Below are 15,973 nucleotides of genomic sequence, written 5' to 3'. Positions count from 1 at the left end.
AACACGGAAGTTAAGCTCTCGAGCGCCGATGGTAGTTGGGGGTTTCCCCCTGTGAGAGTAGGACATCGCCAGGCACATTAAAAAAAGACTAGTCATTTGACTAGTCTTTTTTGTATTTTTATTAACATGGCATTAGCCTAGTGCGTATGATATAAAAAGTAAATCATCTTCTAACTGAATAAATTTCTGAAAACTGTTTATAACTGTTTAATGGAGGTGGAGAAACTTGTTAACGACTCAAGAAACGACGTGTATTGTATGTGAAGAATTGAAAGAAGAGGGAATCCATATCTTTTCCAATTTTATATGTGTAGAATGTGAACAAAAAATGGTAAGTACTGAAACGGATGATGTTCAGTATCAATACTTTATACATCAACTAAAACATATAAGTTTATCCTATAGTGAATAACCAAAGCCTACGAGAATAGGCTTTTTCTTTTTTCTGCAGGTTACTGTTCTTATTGTTATAATAGAAATAGTTTAAGCAAAATGAAAGGTTTTAAAAATAATGTTACATAAACAGCAAACTTGCCCATTATATAATCAATTAAGAAGTCATGCTTTAAAGAGTCCTATCTCTTATCACGTGCCAGGACATAAAAATGGAGCTGTTTTTTCTCGTAAAGAAGATCATTTTTTTAAATCGATCTTGCCGATAGACGTGACGGAATTAACAGGATTAGACGATCTTCATGATCCTTCTGAATCTATTAAAGAGGCAGAAGATCTTGCTGCTTCGCTTTATGAAGTGAAGCACACTTTTTTTCTAGTAAACGGTTCTACAGTAGGAAACTTAGCTGCTATTTTAGCTACTTGTAGTGAGGGTGACAAAGTATTGGTTCAGCGAGATTCACACAAATCCATTATAAATGGATTAAAATTATCTGATGCTGATCCTATCTTTTTAGCACCAGCAGTAGATGAAGATCTTTCGCTAACGTTAGGAGTTCCAAGTGAAACTGTTTGTAGAGCAATCAAGCAATATCCCAATGCGAAGGCGTTAATTTTAACAAATCCTAATTATTATGGAGTAAGTCGAGATCTAAGTGAAGTCGTCCGGGTGGCCCATAATTATAATATTCCTGTCATTGTAGATGAAGCACATGGTGCCCATTTTGCCATAGGACATCCTTTTCCGATATCTGCAATTCAAGCTGGAGCTGATATTGTTATTCACTCTGCACATAAAACGTTGCCTGCTATGACAATGGGGTCTTATTTACATATTCAAGGTGATTTGATTTCTAAAGAGCAAGTAGGCAAATACCTTTCTATCCTACAATCTAGTAGCCCATCTTATCCCATTATGGCTTCTCTAGATATTGCACGCGCTTATTTATATGAAATGGCTCAAAATGATCGCAAAGCGTTATTAGTAAAGCAAATTTCAAACTTTAGAGAACAAATATCTAAAATAGATGGTCTAACGGTAGTGGAATATAAAGATAAACGTGTTGAAATCGATCTTTTAAAAGTAACGATCATGCCATCTTTCTGTACGGGCTATGAGTTACAGCAAAAATTAGAGGAAGTGGGCATCTATACAGAGTTAGCTACTACTCAGCATGTTCTATTTGTTTTGCCATTGGCAGCGGAATTTAGGTGGGAAGAAACGATTGAAAAGATAGAAAAAATTGTTAGTCCATATCAAGAACTGCCTCATGACTTTTCAAGCGCTCCACTATCATTTAAGTTTTCTAATAGCCAATTAGGGATATCTTATAAGAAACAGAGTATTTTTACAAAAACCAGTCTTCCATTAACAATGACAGTGGGGAGAATAGCAGCTGAATCTGTTATTCCATATCCACCCGGTATTCCTGTATTAATGGAAGGTGAAATCATTACGAATGATCACATCGAATATATAGAAGAAATTTTAAGCACAGAAGTAAAACTACAAGGCAGTGCGACTTCATTAGAGAGACGTTTAATTAGTGTATTTGAAGACGAAAGGGAGTTAACACCATGAGAGGTAAATTCATTACGTTTGAAGGTCCAGAAGGGGCTGGTAAAACAACCATTATGGAAATGGTTTATAACTATTATAAACAGAAAGAGGTACAGATTTTATCTACTAGAGAGCCTGGAGGAATCCATATTGCGGAGGAGATCCGAAAAGTGATCCTAAATCCCGATCACACAACAATGGATGGAAGAACAGAGGCTTTACTGTATGCAGCAGCACGTAGGCAGCATCTTGTTGAAAAAGTCGTGCCTGCATTAGAAAACGGGACAACCGTATTTTGTGATCGATTTATCGACAGTTCACTTGCTTATCAAGGCTTCGCACGAGAGTTAGGTATTGAAGAAGTGTTCCAAATTAACCAATTCGCAATTGGTCATACGATGCCTGACCTTACGATTTATTTTGATCTTGATCCTGAAGTAGGTCTACAGAGAATCAATGAAACACAGGGAAGAGAAATTAACCGTTTGGATCTAGAAAAGTTAGATTTTCATCGAAAGGTTAGAGAAGGTTACTTACTATTGGTAGAAAAATTTCCTAGTAGGATTATGAAAATCAATGCAGATCAATCTATTGAAAATGTGTATAAAGACGTGATAAATCAATTGGAAGCATTATTGTCTTAAATAGTCATTCATCAGTAGGTTTGTGTTTTTAAATTGGTATAATGAGGACAATAAATATGAGACGAAAGAGGCGATTAAGTGATGAAAATGATTATGGTTGTTGTTCAAGATTCAGATAGTACAAAGCTTATTAATGCTCTAGTAGAAGAGGGATTTCGTTCCACAAAACTATCTAGTTCAGGTGGATTCTTAAAGTCTGGGAATACAACAATTATGATAGGAACTGAAGATCATCGTGTCGAATTAGCATTAGAGGTTATAAAAGACACTTGTCAGAATAGACGTCAGCTTATTTCACCTGTTTCTCCAATGGGAGGAAATGCAGATTCTTATATTCCTTATCCAGTAGAGGTTGAAGTAGGAGGAGCTACTGTATTCGTTCTTCCTGTGGAAGGATTCCATCAATTTTAAATTATAGTTAGAGAGTGATTAAACATGAATAAAACGTGGGCACAGCTTGAAGAATTGCAGCCACAGGTTTTAAAGATTTTAAACAACGCGTTAGTGAAAGATAGAGTTGCCCACGCCTACATATTTGAAGGTAATAGGGGAACTGGGAAAAAAGAAGTAAGCGTTTTGTTTGCGAAGTCATTGTTATGTCAAGATAATCGTGGAGTCTACCCATGTAATGAATGCATTAATTGCAAGAGAATTGATTCTGGCAATCACCCCGATATGCACGTTGTTGAACCTGATGGCAATTCAATTAAAAAGGAACAAATTCAGCAATTGCAAAGTGAATTTGTGAAAGCAGGGGTAGAGTCGAACCGGAAAATTTATGTGATTGAGCACGTAGACCGAATGACAGTGAATGCTGCCAACAGTTTGCTGAAATTCTTAGAAGAACCCAACAGTGAGACATATGCTATCTTATTGACGGAAAACCCTCAGAAATTATTGAATACCATTATTTCAAGATGTCAGGTACTATCATTTAGAACTCTCCCTCCCATACACTTGCAAACTCGCTTAATTAATGAAGGCGTAGATGAATCTAGTGCTATCATACTTTCGAATTTGACGAATAGTATGGAAGAAGCGTTACAATTAAATAACGATGAATGGTTTGGACTTGGAAGAAAGTTAGTGATACAATTATATGAAGTACTAATGAATAGACCTCACCAAGCTTTGTTATTCATCCATGAGAATTGGGTAAAGCATTTTACAGATAAAGCCCAAAACGAGGTTGGATTAAATCTATTACTCCTTTTATATAGAGACATCCTTCATATTCAAATAGATCAGGAAGAAAAAGTGGTGTTTTCTTACAAGAAAGAAGAGCTTAAGAAAGACGCTCTTCAGCAGAGTCAGAAAAAAACCGTTCGATCTTTAGAACTTATTTTAGAGGCCAAAAATAAATTAAACTCCAATATGAATTTACAACTTTTAATGGAGCAGCTGGTGTTGGATTTGCAGGAGGGATAAAGGCTTGTACGATGTAGTGGGAGTCCGTTTTAAAAAAGCTGGTAAAATTTATTATTTCGATCCCGGCGAGTTAACTATTGCTGATGGTGAATACGTTATTGTTGAAACCATTCGTGGAATAGAGTTTGGGAAAGTAGTTATCAATAAAAAACAGGTCAGTGAGAATGATGTTGTCTTGCCTTTGAAGAAGGTAATTCGAGTTGCTGATCCGAAAGATAGACTGATCGTAGAAGAGAATAAAAACGCGGCTAAAGAGGCATATGATGTATGTGTAGAGAAAGTTCTTGCACATAGCTTAGATATGAAGTTAGTTGACGTGGAATATACATTTGATCGTAACAAGGTCATTTTCTATTTTACAGCAGACGGGAGAATTGATTTCAGAGAGCTTGTAAAAGACCTGGCAGCGATTTTTCGTACGCGCATTGAGCTTCGTCAAATTGGTGTAAGAGATGAAGCAAAATTGCTAGGAGGTATTGGACCTTGCGGAAGAATGCTATGCTGTTCAACCTTCTTAGGTGATTTTGAGCCTGTATCGATTAAGATGGCGAAGGATCAGAATTTATCATTAAACCCAACAAAGATTTCCGGTCTATGTGGCCGTTTAATGTGCTGTCTAAAATATGAAAATGATGAGTATGAAACGGCAAAAGAGCAATTGCCAGATGTAGGCGAAGTAATTGCGACGCCAAACGGCCAAGGACGCGTAATTGGTCTAAACATTCTTGAGCGTATTCTGCAAATTGAACTTGTAGGTAAAGAGCAAATTGTAGAATTTACGTTAGATGAACTGACGAAAGAAGGCGCTGTTTCATTTCAGTCCACGGAGTAATGAGGTGGGTATAAGTGGATAAGAAAGATATTTTTGATTCTGTAACGAATATGGAGGAGCAGATCGGCCACCTGTACAAGCAGCTAGGTGAATTAAAAGAGCATTTAGCTGATTTAATTGAGGAAAATCATCATATGCAAATAGAGAATGAGCATTTGCGTCGTCGTCTTGAACAGAATGATAAAGAGCTAAGACAAAAAAGTCAGCGAAAACGTTCTAATCGAAACAGCCGTGATGAGAAACAGGCCGATGTTGGGGAAGGTTACGATAACCTTGCCCGCCTCTATCAAGAAGGATTCCATATATGTAATATTCATTATGGTAGTGTGCGCAAAGATGGAGATTGCCTATTTTGTTTATCTTTTTTGAATAAGAAGTAACGAAGCCTTTCCATTAGGAGAGGCTATTTTTATGATGAAGATGTAAGAAAGGGAAACATAAGTTATGGTATATTTATACGAAGATGAGCGTTTAGACTATTTGTTAGCAGAAGAAAACTTGAGGATTATTCAAAGTCCATCCGTATTTTCTTTTTCATTAGATGCTGTATTATTGGCACGCTTTGCCTATGTACCGGTTCGAAAAGGAACCATAGTGGATTTATGTACAGGAAACGGTGTTGTTCCCTTGTTTCTTTCTACTCGAAGTAAAGCCGCTATCACGGGGGTAGAAATACAGGAAAGACTTTGGGGGATGGCAACACGCAGCGTAGCTTATAATGGATTAGAGAATCAGCTTACAATGATACACGACGACTTAAAAAATGCTCCTGAAAGGCTAGGATACGGAAAATTTGATGTTGTTACATGTAATCCACCTTATTTCCCAACGCCTAAAAAAGAAGAGCAAAACTTGAATGAACATTATGCGATCGCTCGACACGAAATTCATTGTACGCTAGAAGACGTTGTACGCGTTAGCAGCCAGCTTGTTAAACAAGGTGGTAAGGTAGCACTCGTTCATCGACCTGGTCGCTTATTAGATATTGTTACTTTGATGCGAAAGTATCGCATCGAACCAAAGCGTTTGCAGTTTATTTATCCAAAAGAAAACAAGGAAGCAAACACCATTTTGATTGAAGGAATTAAAGATGGACAGCCTGATCTTAAGGTACTTCCACCACTTGTTGTATACAATGAGAATAATGAATATACAAAAGAGGTTAAACAGATTTTATATGGAAACGAGTAAGCATTATTTCTATGTATTGAAATGTAAAGATGGTAGTTTTTACGGTGGCTATACAAATAATCTAGAGAAAAGAGTGGCCACGCACAATTCAGGCAAAGGAGCAAAATATACAAAGGCGAGAGTTCCCGTTGTGCTGATTCACTCCGAAACATTTGATACAAAAAGCGAAGCGCTAAGAGCAGAAATACGTTTTAAGAAATTAACGCGAAAGCAAAAGGAACGGTATTTGGAAGAGTTTCACGTATCGTTTGATTAGAAGTATGAGAGGATGGAAAGCCATGCATCAACAAAAGAGTTTTCAATCTCATGAGGCGGAGGGAATGCTTTATCTAGTCCCTACTCCGATCGGTAATTTAGAGGATATGACATTTCGGGCTATTCGTATTTTAAAAGAAGTGGATTATATCGCTGCTGAAGATACGAGACAAACGAAAAAACTTTGTAATCACTTTGAGATTTCAACACCTATTGTTAGTTATCATGAACATAATAAAGAAACAAAAGGACCGAAAATCGTTGAAGACCTGGAGCAAGGAAAAAAAGTAGCGCTCGTAACCGATGCTGGTATGCCTGCTATCTCAGATCCGGGATACGATTTAGCAGTTTTAGCTATTGCGAAACAGCAAAAGGTTGTGCCTCTCCCTGGTGCTAATGCAGCATTAACAGCTTTAATTGCTTCTGGCCTTTCTACGGATCATTTTCTCTTTTATGGTTTCTTGACTCGTCAGAAGAAGCATAAAAAAGAGGAACTTGAGCAATTAGCGTATCTACCATACACGTTGATTTTTTACGAAGCTCCTCATCGCCTAAAGGAGACGTTAAAGGTGATGGAAGAGGTTCTTGGAAATCGTGAAATGGTTATTTCGAGAGAGCTTACAAAGCGATATGAAGAGTTCGTTCGTGGCACAATATCAGAAGTCTCAGAATGGGCCCATAACGATGAGATAAGAGGAGAATTTTGCCTAATCGTTGAGGGAAGCAAGGAAGAAAAGCCGAGCACAGATCTTTGGTGGGAGGAAAAGAGCATCAATGATCACGTCGAGTACTATATCCAAGAAAAAGAATTTTCGACAAAAGATGCGATTAAACAAGTAGCCGTTGATCGCGGGATGGCGAAGAGAGACGTCTACAGTGAATATCATATAAATTAAAAAAAGCCCTAAATAGGGCTTTTTTAATTACTTAGAAGCTTCTAAAGAATTTTGAAGTTCTTGTAAGATTTGTTCTGCACCTTCACGGCTTAAGATTAATTTACCGTTAGCAAGTTTTAAGTTTTCATCTGAAACTTCACCTGTTACTTGGCAAGTCATGTTTGGTTTGTATTTTTTAAGAATGATGCGCTCGTCATCAACATAAATTTCTAATGCGTCTTTTTCTGCAATCCCCAATGTGCGTCGTAATTCGATAGGAATAACCACACGGCCTAACTCGTCAACTTTACGTACAATACCTGTAGATTTCATAAAAATAATTCTCCTCTCGTATTCTTCTAAACTATTTATATTTTTTTCGTCATTATTCGACAAATTCAATTACCCTTACATCATATCAACGTTTCCAAAACTAGTCAATAATTTTATATGTCAAAAACTGTAGATTTCGTTCTTTATGACTAGGAACCTTGATATATCGGGACTTTTCCCTCATGGAAATGAAGGCTTATCAAAATAAATAGCAAAAAACGGGATAAAAAACTATTGCTACTATAATTTTTTATCAGAAGATATAGAAACAGTATATAGATTATTCGACAAAATTCAACGTTTGTCAAAAAACTGTAAACATCTTGTAAATTAAGCAATAAAGAGTAATAAAGAAAAATTACGATCATGTGTATATTTTTTTGAATAGGAAGGACAAGATGATAATATGGAAGTACTGTTATAACAGTACTTAGAATTCATGAAGAAACGTTCTAGCTACAAGATCAACTATCCGCTTTCGAAAGTGTTTTGTAACGGGATATGTCCCATACACAATAGAAGGAACTATTGCATTTTAAAAAGAAGAATTTTATTAAGTTATTATGTAAAATAGTGTTATAGTAGAAGGAAAATGACTTTTAGATGAGTTTCAAATTTGGATATGATTTTCGACGATATTGCATGGAGCTTTTTGTCGGAGGTTATGTCATTTCTACTAACAGAACTCGCTTTTAGCACTAAAGGTCAATTTCATAGAAAAGCTTTTGGAGGTTAGTTATATGTCAGGAGAGAAGAATACGTTTTATCTCACAACCCCTATTTACTATCCAAGTGGAAACTTACATATAGGACATGCTTATACAACGGTAGCTGGAGATGCTATGGCGAGATATAAGCGCCTAAAAGGGTTTGATGTGTACTATTTAACAGGTACGGATGAGCATGGTCAAAAAATTCAGCGTAAAGCAGAAGAAAAAGGCATTACGCCGCAAGAATATGTGGATGGAATGGTTGCCGATATTCAAGAGCTTTGGGGGAAATTAGATATTTCTTATGATGATTTTATTCGTACAACCCAATCTCGTCATAAAGAAGTCGTAGAGAAAATCTTTGCTAAGCTTGTTGACCAAGGAGATATCTATTTAGACGAGTACGAAGGATGGTACTCTGTCCCGGATGAAACGTTCTATACAGAACTTCAACTCGTAGATCCGATCAAAGAAGACGGAAAAATTGTTGGCGGTAAAAGTCCTGATAGTGGTCATCCTGTAGAATTAGTCCGCGAACAGTCTTATTTCTTTAAAGTAAGTAAGTACGCAGATCGTCTGCTAAGCTATTATGAAGAAAATCCTGAGTTCATTCAGCCAGAATCTCGTAAAAATGAAATGGTTAATAATTTCATTAAGCCAGGGCTAGAGGATCTTGCTGTTTCACGTACGACATTCGATTGGGGAATTAAAGTACCTGGAGATCCGAAACATGTCGTGTACGTTTGGATTGATGCTCTTTCAAATTATATTACAGCTCTTGGTTACAGTATGGATGATGATTCTAAATATCAAAAATATTGGCCTGCGAATGTTCACTTGGTAGGGAAAGAAATTGTTCGTTTCCATACTATTTATTGGCCAGTAATGCTTATGGCATTGGACTTACCTTTACCGAAGAAGGTATTTGCACATGGCTGGTTATTAATGAAGGACGGTAAAATGTCTAAATCAAAAGGGAATGTTGTGGACCCTGTAACGTTAATTGATCGATATGGTCTGGATGCCCTTCGTTACTACTTACTTCGCGAAGTACCATTTGGTTCTGACGGCGTGTTCACTCCAGAAGCATTCGTTGAGCGCATTAATTTCGATTTAGCCAATGACTTAGGGAATCTGGTAAACCGCACAGTAGCGATGATTAATAAATATTTTGATGGGGTAATTCCAACTTATAAGGGCAACGTTACGGAGTTTGATGAGTTACTTGTTGCGACTCAAAAAGAGACACTAGCAAAATACGAAGAAGCAATGGAAAACATGGAGTTTTCCGTAGCGCTAGCATCGATCTGGCAGCTTGTGAGCCGTACAAATAAATACATTGATGAAACACAGCCGTGGGCACTGGCGAAAGATGAAAGCAAAATAGAAGAATTAGCTTCTGTTATGAGTCATTTAGCAGAATCGATTCGTCACATTGCTATTCTTCTTCAACCGTTCTTAACTCAAACGCCTCGTAAAATGTTTGAACAACTGGGATTAGAAGATGAAGAGCTACGTACTTGGGGTACTACTGATTCGTTTGGTGTTATTCCAGAAGGTGTGAAGGTTCAAAAAGGAACACCTCTATTCCCGCGTTTAGATATTGAGGAAGAAGTTGGGTTCATTAAAGAAAAAATGCTGGGTAGCGTACATTCTGAAGAAGAAACGTCTAAAAGCAATGATGACGTTCCTGAAGTAGAGGAAATCACAATAGATGATTTCACGAAGGTTGAACTGCGTGTTGCTGAGGTGAAAAAAGCAGAGCCTGTGAAAAAAGCAGACAAGCTTCTTAAGCTACAGTTGGACCTGGGTTACGAAACACGTCAGGTCGTATCTGGCATTGCGAAGTTTTATAAGCCAGAAGATTTAATAGGAAGAAAAGTTATTTGTGTTACGAACCTAAAGCCTGTTAAATTACGCGGAGAATTGTCTCAAGGGATGATTTTAGCAGGAGAAGATCAAAATGGCCTTTCATTAGCAGCAATTGATGCTAACGTAGCGAACGGTACGAGAATTAAATAAATTCATAGTGAATAGGGCAATTTAATTATGTAAATGGGTGTTTCACGTGTAACAAACGAGAGCACCCATTTTCCTTTCAGCAGAAAAGAAATAAGTAGAAAGAAGGTTTGTGGAGATTATGTTATTTGATACACACGTACATTTGAACGCAGAACAATACGATGAAGACTTGCAAGAAGTAATAGACCGAGCGCTTGATGCGGGTGTCCAGAATATGGTTGTGGTTGGCTTTGACGAAGAAACGATCAACAAAGCGATGGAATTAGTGGAGCGTTATGACTTTTTATATGCAAGTGTAGGGTGGCATCCTGTAGATGCAATCGACATGACGGATGAGCATTTAGCTTGGTTAGAGGAGCTAGCCGCACATCCTAAAGTAGTAGCACTTGGTGAGATGGGATTAGACTATCATTGGGATAAGTCTCCGAAGGATGTTCAAAAGGAAGTTTTCCGCAAACAAATTCGTCTTGCTCGTAAGGTGAAACTACCTATTATTATTCATAATCGTGATGCAACAGAGGATGTTGTAGAGATTTTATCAGAAGAAAATGTAAAAGAAGTAGGCGGCATTATGCATTGCTTTACGGGTAGCTTAGAAGTTGCCAAGCAGTGTATGGATATGAATATGTACATTTCCTACGGTGGACCGGTTACGTTCAAAAATGCAAAAAAACCAAAAGAAGTAGTGGTAGATATCCCCTTAGACCGCTTACTAATTGAAACAGACTGCCCGTACTTAACACCACATCCTCATCGTGGAAAACGAAATGAACCTGGATATGTTTCACTTGTAGCGGAGCAAATTGCAGAATTAAGAGGCATATCTTATGAGGAGTTGGCAGTAAAAACGACTGAAAATGCGAAAAAATTATTCGGCATAAATCGATAATTTTTTTCTGTTAAATACAGCCATTTTTCTACTAGCTATCACGCTTCGTAAAAAAAGTTCTAATTCTCTTTTCCCATTCATAGGATTAACTTGTCGACAATTCTTCCTTCCATTTTTTAGAACATTCGGACATAATAGACTACATGCAGTGCTCGAGTGGGAGGGTTGACAAGCAAGTGACGACTCTATATAATCTCTGCGAGAGAAGGAGGAGTTTTTCATCGTGTCAAAAAACGTGAAAAAGCTGTTATCCAAATCTATGAGTGGGAGGAGACTGTTAGTCGTTTTTGCTAGCTTAATAGTCGCTTTCTCTGTGATTGGATTTGTTACGTTTAAGGCTACTCAAGCCTCTGTAGCTCTTACATTAGATGGGAAAAAGCAAAAGGTAAAGACCCATGCTAAAACGGTAAAAGAGTTACTAGCAGATCAAGACATCAAATGGAAAAAGGGAGACTATGTCTCTGAGCCGTTAGATGCTGATGTAACAGATAATATGAAGATTGTGTGGAAATCTTCAAAGCCAGTCAAACTTGTAGTAGGGAGTCAAAAGAAAACCATTTGGACTACGGCTCATACAGTTCAAGATGTGTTGAATGAACGTCAGATTCAACTTTCGAAGCATGACCAAATTCATCCCAGTCAACATACAACAGTCAAAAAAGATTTAAACATAGAAGTAAGCAAGGCTTTTCCAGTTACACTACAACAAAGTGCCCATCAAAAAAAGGTTTGGTCCACTTCGACTACGGTCGCTGACTTTTTAGAGCAACAAGGAATCAAACTCAATAGATTAGACAGAGTAGAGCCTAATTTATCTAGTCCTATTTCCCCTAACAGTAAAGTAAATATCATCAGAGTTGAAAAAGTCACCGATGTGGTGGAAGCACCAGTGGATTATGCTGTCGTAACGAAGAGTGATCCTTCATTGAAAAAAGGCAAGAAAAAGGTTATCGAAGAAGGAGAACAAGGGCGTGTAAAGAAGCATTATCGGGTTATTTTGGAGAATGGAAAAGAAGTGTCCCGAACGCTAGTTAAGCAAGAAGAAAAGAAAAGTAGTAGAGATCGTGTCGTAGCAGTAGGTTCGAAGGTTGAAAAGCCTGTATCTAAAACGGCTGCTGAAGTTTCTTACAACGGTCAGGTATCTCGTAGTAACAATGATAAGGGTAAAGAAATGCGTGTAATGGCAACAGCTTATACAGCTTTCTGTACCGGATGTTCTGGAAAAACAAGAACAGGTGTTGATTTACGAGCGAATCCTAATGCAAAAGTCATCGCTGTTGACCCAGATGTCATCCCATTAGGCAGTAAGGTGTATGTCGAAGGTTATGGATATGCAATCGCCGCAGATACTGGATCAGCTATTAACGGAAACCGCATTGATGTGTTTTTCTCAGACCAGTCTGAAGCATATCGATGGGGACGTCGAACGATCAAAATAAAAGTGCTAAATTAATTCATTCTGTGCAGAGGATATTTTGTCCTCTGCATTTTTTTCCGTTAAAATAAGAAAAGTGTTGATTCTAGTTAATAAGACGTATAAGAGTACAAAAAAGTTTCACGTTTTGGAGGAAAAAATGAAGATAAGAGAATTTATTGTGGTTGAAGGTCGAGATGATACGACTGCCATTCAGCGTGCGGTAGAAGCTGATACGATAGAAACAAATGGTTCTGCGATCGGAGAGGCCGTAATAGAGCGTATAAAGCATGCACAGGAGAAGAGAGGGGTCATTATTTTTACAGACCCGGATTATCCAGGACAACGCATTCGAAATATTGTTTCAGAGCGAGTACCTGGCTGTAAGCATGCCTTTCTTACAAAGGAAGAGGCTTTACCTAAAAAGGGGAAAGGCATTGGAGTAGAGCATGCGAGCCGTGAGGCCATACGTGCGGCGTTGAAGGCTGTACAGCAGGAGATGGAGGAGGAAGTAGACTCGAATATTACAGCTGAAGATTTAATCGATGCTGGACTTATCGGGGATGCTAAGTCTAAATTAAGAAGAGAAATTATCGGTAAGATTTTAAAAATTGGCTATACAAATGGAAAGCAGCTTCATAAGCGCTTAAAAATGTTTCAGATTTCGAAAGAGACATTTGCTCAAGCAGTGGTGAAAATGAAAGAGGAGGAACAGAAGCATTGTTAAAAGATATTGCAACTCCAAAGCGTACAAAAGAAATTTTAGACAAATATGGTTTTTCATTTAAGAAGAGTTTGGGTCAAAACTTTTTAATCGACACTAATATCCTGCATCGTATTGTCGATCATGCTGATATTACGGAGGAGACAGGAGTGATTGAAATTGGTCCTGGAATTGGAGCATTAACAGAGCAGTTGGCAAAGCGAGCAAAGAAGGTAGTTGCATTTGAAATTGATCAACGTCTATTACCCATTTTAGCGGACACGCTCTCTCCTTATCCAAATGTGAAGGTTATTCATCAAGATATTTTAAAAGCAGATGTACAAACGGTTATTAAAGATGAATTCCAAGAATGCAAAGATTTAATGGTTGTTGCAAACCTTCCATATTACGTTACTACACCAATTTTAATGAAATTACTAGAAGAGCAGCTTCCTTTGCGTGGAATCGTTGTTATGCTTCAAAAAGAAGTAGCAGACCGTATTGCAGCAGAGCCAGGGAATAAAAGTTATGGCTCGTTATCAATTGCAATTCAATACTATACAGAAGCAGAAACAGTTATGATCGTTCCAAAAACGGTTTTCAATCCACAACCTAACGTTGATTCAGCAGTTATTCGTCTTATTAAGCGCCCTGAGCCTCCTGTTAAAGTAAAAGATGAGGCATTTTTCTTCCAGGTTGTGCGAGCAAGCTTTGGACAAAGACGTAAGACGATCTTAAATAATTTAACGAGCAATTTATCATTTGGAAAAGAGCAAAAAGAGCAGGTTATCCTCGCTTTAGAAACCGCTCAGATTGATCCAAAAAGAAGGGGCGAAACACTGTCCATTCAAGAGTTTGGTGTGCTAAGTGATGAGCTTCTGAAGCTTAGGGAAGAAAGCAAGTAATAAAAATCACCTTTTTGAAACTCCGTCATAGGCTATTTAGAGATTTAATATCCACGATTTTTGAGTAGCTAAGACGGAGTGAATAATATGCAAATAAATATTGGTGACATCGTAACCCGTCCTTCCTATGATCGGGATTTGCTTTTTCGGGTTATTTCTTTTACGAGAGAGGGAAGTAATGCTTCTGACGCCATTTTGTACGGAGAAAACATTCGCTTAATAGCCGATGCTCCCTTTTCGGATTTGGAAGTCGTAGACCCTCAGGAAAGGCTGCGAAGGCAGCGGAGTGAAGAAGAGATATTAGATAGATCGTTGGCCCTCATTCAGCAGGATTATCGCTTAGCTCGGGAAAAAAGTGAGTATGCCGTCACGAATGGATACGGTCATTCCCACCAGTTCTTTCAGTTGCCTGGTAAGGTGCTCCATGTAGATGGAGATCCCAATTATTTACGCAAGTGTCTTGTTCTCTATAACAAGATTGGAATACCGGTGTACGGAATTCACTGTAGCGAAAAAGAAATGCCCAAAAAGGTTCCGGCGTTAATCAATGAGATTCGTCCTGACATTTTAGTGATTACCGGCCACGATGCATATTCAAAGGCTCAAGGAGAAAAAGGAGATATAGAAGCTTATCGCCATTCACAATATTTTGTTCAAACGGTTCATGAGGTGCGAAAACAACTTCCTAATCTTGATCAATTGGTTATCTTTGCAGGTGCCTGTCAATCTCACTTTGAATCGATTATACGGGCAGGTGCGAACTTTGCAAGCTCTCCGGGGCGTGTTAATATTCATGCGCTAGATCCTGTGTATATTGTGGCAAAAGTCAGCCTAACGCCTTTCACAGAGCGTGTAAACATCTGGGATGTGCTTCGCAATACGCTCACAGGTGTAAAAGGGCTTGGAGGCGTCGAAACAAAAGGGTTACTTCGAACAGGTATGCCATATCAATTTTATGATAATGAACAAAATATGAATACTTAAAAAGGTAGAGGGGATTATTCTCCTCTGCCTTCTTTTCATGATCCATTATTGATTTTTATAGTAGTGTTTAGCTATGTTTTTCATGATGTTCCTAAATATAGAAATAAATATGCATAAAATGTGTGTTTTTGTTGAAATATATGTATTGACAACAGAATGCACGCATTGATATAATTTATAATTTTGCATTTACGTAAAATTATGTTATACTGTGTATAGCGAGGTGGATAAGATGGCAAAAACATTATCTGATATCAAAAAAGACCTTGATTTAAACTTAGGGAAAAGATTGACGCTAAAGGCAAATGGTGGACGCAGAAAAACTGTCGAGCGCTCAGGAGTACTAGCTGAGACTTACCCGTCTGTATTCGTGGTGGAATTGGATCAAGAGGAAAACTCGCTTGAAAGAGTTTCTTACAGTTATGCGGACGTTTTGACAGAAACGGTTCAACTTACATTCTTTGATGAAACACATGGAAGTATGGCAATAAGCAGTGGGCAGTAGACTAACGTTTGCTGCTTTTTATTTTGCCCTTTTTTAGGATACATATGGAGCAAAACCTGTTAACATATCATTTCCCCTTTGGATGGATACTACAAAGGTCGGCGTTATCTAAAAGGGGATGAAGAACAATGGCGAAACGAAAAGGCACAATGTCACCCGGGTTCAAAGAAGAACTCGCAAAAGAGCTAGGTTTTTACGATACGGTTCAACGAGAGGGCTGGGGTGGTATTCGCTCTAAAGATGCTGGAAACATGGTTAAGAAAGCGCTGGAGCTTGCTGAACAACGATTAAATCAATCGAAAAATTAATTCGTAAATTTATTCAGAACC

At 38.0% G+C, this 15,973-nt stretch carries 19 protein-coding genes and 1 rRNA gene; 19 read left to right on the top strand and 1 reads right to left on the bottom strand.

Annotated elements, in window-relative coordinates; translation table 11 throughout:
- From rrf to rsmI, 11 genes are all read left to right on the top strand, one after another.
- Window positions 1-74 (top strand): 5S ribosomal RNA (rrf, locus tag AMD01_RS25105); the annotation flags it as partial.
- Window positions 75-226: 152 nt separating this feature from the next.
- Entirely contained in the window at window positions 227-412 is a 186-nt protein-coding gene (locus AMD01_RS18505; protein ID WP_053402933.1) for a sigma factor G inhibitor Gin, read from the top strand.
- Window positions 413-511: 99 nt separating this feature from the next.
- Window positions 512-1,975, top strand: a complete 1,464-nt coding sequence (locus AMD01_RS18500; protein ID WP_053402932.1) for an aminotransferase class I/II-fold pyridoxal phosphate-dependent enzyme — start codon at window positions 512-514, stop codon at window positions 1,973-1,975.
- On the top strand, window positions 1,972-2,598 hold the full coding sequence (gene tmk, locus AMD01_RS18495; protein ID WP_053402931.1) for a dTMP kinase: 627 nt from the start codon (window positions 1,972-1,974) through the stop codon (window positions 2,596-2,598). The genes AMD01_RS18500 and tmk overlap by 4 nt, the downstream gene beginning before the upstream one ends.
- An 81-nt stretch (window positions 2,599-2,679) precedes the next feature.
- Complete coding sequence (locus tag AMD01_RS18490) at window positions 2,680-3,009, top strand: cyclic-di-AMP receptor (RefSeq protein ID WP_053402930.1); 330 nt, start codon at window positions 2,680-2,682, stop codon at window positions 3,007-3,009.
- A gap of 24 nt (window positions 3,010-3,033) precedes the next feature.
- Entirely contained in the window at window positions 3,034-4,026 is a 993-nt protein-coding gene (gene holB / locus AMD01_RS18485) for a DNA polymerase III subunit delta' (RefSeq protein WP_053402929.1), read from the top strand.
- A gap of 4 nt (window positions 4,027-4,030) precedes the next feature.
- Window positions 4,031-4,858, top strand: coding sequence for a PSP1 domain-containing protein (locus tag AMD01_RS18480; protein ID WP_053402928.1), 828 nt, complete (start codon window positions 4,031-4,033; stop codon window positions 4,856-4,858).
- Between the two features lie 14 nt (window positions 4,859-4,872).
- Complete coding sequence (gene yabA / locus AMD01_RS18475) at window positions 4,873-5,238, top strand: DNA replication initiation control protein YabA (protein WP_053402927.1); 366 nt, start codon at window positions 4,873-4,875, stop codon at window positions 5,236-5,238.
- A gap of 64 nt (window positions 5,239-5,302) precedes the next feature.
- Complete coding sequence (locus tag AMD01_RS18470; protein ID WP_053402926.1) at window positions 5,303-6,049, top strand: tRNA1(Val) (adenine(37)-N6)-methyltransferase; 747 nt, start codon at window positions 5,303-5,305, stop codon at window positions 6,047-6,049.
- Window positions 6,036-6,305 carry a GIY-YIG nuclease family protein gene (locus tag AMD01_RS18465; RefSeq protein WP_053402925.1) on the top strand — a complete coding sequence of 90 codons (270 nt, stop codon included), beginning with the start codon at window positions 6,036-6,038 and terminating at the stop codon, window positions 6,303-6,305. The genes AMD01_RS18470 and AMD01_RS18465 overlap by 14 nt, the downstream gene beginning before the upstream one ends.
- 22 nt (window positions 6,306-6,327) lie before the next feature.
- Entirely contained in the window at window positions 6,328-7,200 is an 873-nt protein-coding gene (rsmI, locus tag AMD01_RS18460) for a 16S rRNA (cytidine(1402)-2'-O)-methyltransferase (RefSeq protein WP_053402924.1), read from the top strand.
- A 27-nt stretch (window positions 7,201-7,227) separates the two neighbouring features.
- On the opposite strand, the gene AMD01_RS18455 is transcribed toward rsmI, so the two are convergent.
- On the bottom strand, window positions 7,228-7,518 hold the full coding sequence (locus AMD01_RS18455) for a transition state genes transcriptional regulator AbrB (protein ID WP_211263411.1): 291 nt from the start codon (window positions 7,516-7,518) through the stop codon (window positions 7,228-7,230).
- A gap of 734 nt (window positions 7,519-8,252) precedes the next feature.
- Here AMD01_RS18455 and metG point away from each other — a divergent pair.
- The 8 genes from metG to AMD01_RS18415 all read left to right on the top strand — a co-directional run bounded on the left by metG (window position 8,253) and on the right by AMD01_RS18415 (window position 15,952).
- Window positions 8,253-10,244, top strand: a complete 1,992-nt coding sequence (metG, locus tag AMD01_RS18450) for a methionine--tRNA ligase (protein WP_053402922.1) — start codon at window positions 8,253-8,255, stop codon at window positions 10,242-10,244.
- 118 nt (window positions 10,245-10,362) lie between these two features.
- Window positions 10,363-11,133: a TatD family hydrolase gene (locus AMD01_RS18445; RefSeq protein ID WP_053402921.1), complete on the top strand. Its 771-nt coding sequence runs from the start codon at window positions 10,363-10,365 to the stop codon at window positions 11,131-11,133.
- Window positions 11,134-11,356: 223 nt separating this feature from the next.
- A complete protein-coding gene (locus tag AMD01_RS18440) occupies window positions 11,357-12,586 on the top strand; it encodes a resuscitation-promoting factor (protein WP_157052790.1) in 1,230 nt (409 codons plus the stop codon).
- 121 nt (window positions 12,587-12,707) lie between these two features.
- A complete protein-coding gene (gene rnmV / locus AMD01_RS18435; protein WP_053402920.1) occupies window positions 12,708-13,274 on the top strand; it encodes a ribonuclease M5 in 567 nt (188 codons plus the stop codon).
- Window positions 13,268-14,155: a 16S rRNA (adenine(1518)-N(6)/adenine(1519)-N(6))-dimethyltransferase RsmA gene (rsmA, locus tag AMD01_RS18430; protein WP_053402919.1), complete on the top strand. Its 888-nt coding sequence runs from the start codon at window positions 13,268-13,270 to the stop codon at window positions 14,153-14,155. Before rnmV ends, rsmA begins: the two co-directional genes overlap by 7 nt.
- Window positions 14,156-14,242: 87 nt before the next feature.
- Window positions 14,243-15,139, top strand: a complete 897-nt coding sequence (gene yabG / locus AMD01_RS18425) for a sporulation peptidase YabG (RefSeq protein WP_053402918.1) — start codon at window positions 14,243-14,245, stop codon at window positions 15,137-15,139.
- A 232-nt stretch (window positions 15,140-15,371) separates the two neighbouring features.
- Window positions 15,372-15,644 carry a biofilm formation stimulator Veg gene (veg, locus tag AMD01_RS18420; RefSeq protein ID WP_053402917.1) on the top strand — a complete coding sequence of 91 codons (273 nt, stop codon included), beginning with the start codon at window positions 15,372-15,374 and terminating at the stop codon, window positions 15,642-15,644.
- A gap of 128 nt (window positions 15,645-15,772) precedes the next feature.
- A complete protein-coding gene (locus AMD01_RS18415) occupies window positions 15,773-15,952 on the top strand; it encodes a small, acid-soluble spore protein, alpha/beta type (protein WP_053402916.1) in 180 nt (59 codons plus the stop codon).
- The last annotated feature ends 21 nt before the right edge of the window (window positions 15,953-15,973 follow it).

It is taken from the genome of Priestia koreensis, from assembly GCF_001274935.1.
Classification (GTDB): Bacteria; Bacillota; Bacilli; order Bacillales; family Bacillaceae_H; genus Bacillus_AG; species Bacillus_AG koreensis.
Note: the sequence above shows the minus strand (reverse complement) of the source record. Positions and strands in the feature narration are given on the sequence as shown.

Excerpts from the sequence above, each read along its gene's own strand:
- AMD01_RS18500 (WP_053402932.1), top strand. The coding sequence starts at position 512 with ATGTTACATAAACAGCAAACTTGCCCATTATATAATCAATTAAGAAGT.
- tmk (WP_053402931.1), top strand. The coding sequence starts at position 1,972 with ATGAGAGGTAAATTCATTACGTTTGAAGGTCCAGAAGGGGCTGGTAAA.
- AMD01_RS18490 (WP_053402930.1), top strand. The coding sequence starts at position 2,680 with ATGAAAATGATTATGGTTGTTGTTCAAGATTCAGATAGTACAAAGCTT.
- holB (WP_053402929.1), top strand. The coding sequence starts at position 3,034 with ATGAATAAAACGTGGGCACAGCTTGAAGAATTGCAGCCACAGGTTTTA.
- AMD01_RS18470 (WP_053402926.1), top strand. The coding sequence starts at position 5,303 with ATGGTATATTTATACGAAGATGAGCGTTTAGACTATTTGTTAGCAGAA.
- AMD01_RS18465 (WP_053402925.1), top strand. The coding sequence starts at position 6,036 with ATGGAAACGAGTAAGCATTATTTCTATGTATTGAAATGTAAAGATGGT.
- rsmI (WP_053402924.1), top strand. The coding sequence starts at position 6,328 with ATGCATCAACAAAAGAGTTTTCAATCTCATGAGGCGGAGGGAATGCTT.
- metG (WP_053402922.1), top strand. The coding sequence starts at position 8,253 with ATGTCAGGAGAGAAGAATACGTTTTATCTCACAACCCCTATTTACTAT.
- AMD01_RS18445 (WP_053402921.1), top strand. The coding sequence starts at position 10,363 with ATGTTATTTGATACACACGTACATTTGAACGCAGAACAATACGATGAA.
- rnmV (WP_053402920.1), top strand. The coding sequence starts at position 12,708 with ATGAAGATAAGAGAATTTATTGTGGTTGAAGGTCGAGATGATACGACT.
- yabG (WP_053402918.1), top strand. The coding sequence starts at position 14,243 with ATGCAAATAAATATTGGTGACATCGTAACCCGTCCTTCCTATGATCGG.
- veg (WP_053402917.1), top strand. The coding sequence starts at position 15,372 with ATGGCAAAAACATTATCTGATATCAAAAAAGACCTTGATTTAAACTTA.
- AMD01_RS18415 (WP_053402916.1), top strand. The coding sequence starts at position 15,773 with ATGGCGAAACGAAAAGGCACAATGTCACCCGGGTTCAAAGAAGAACTC.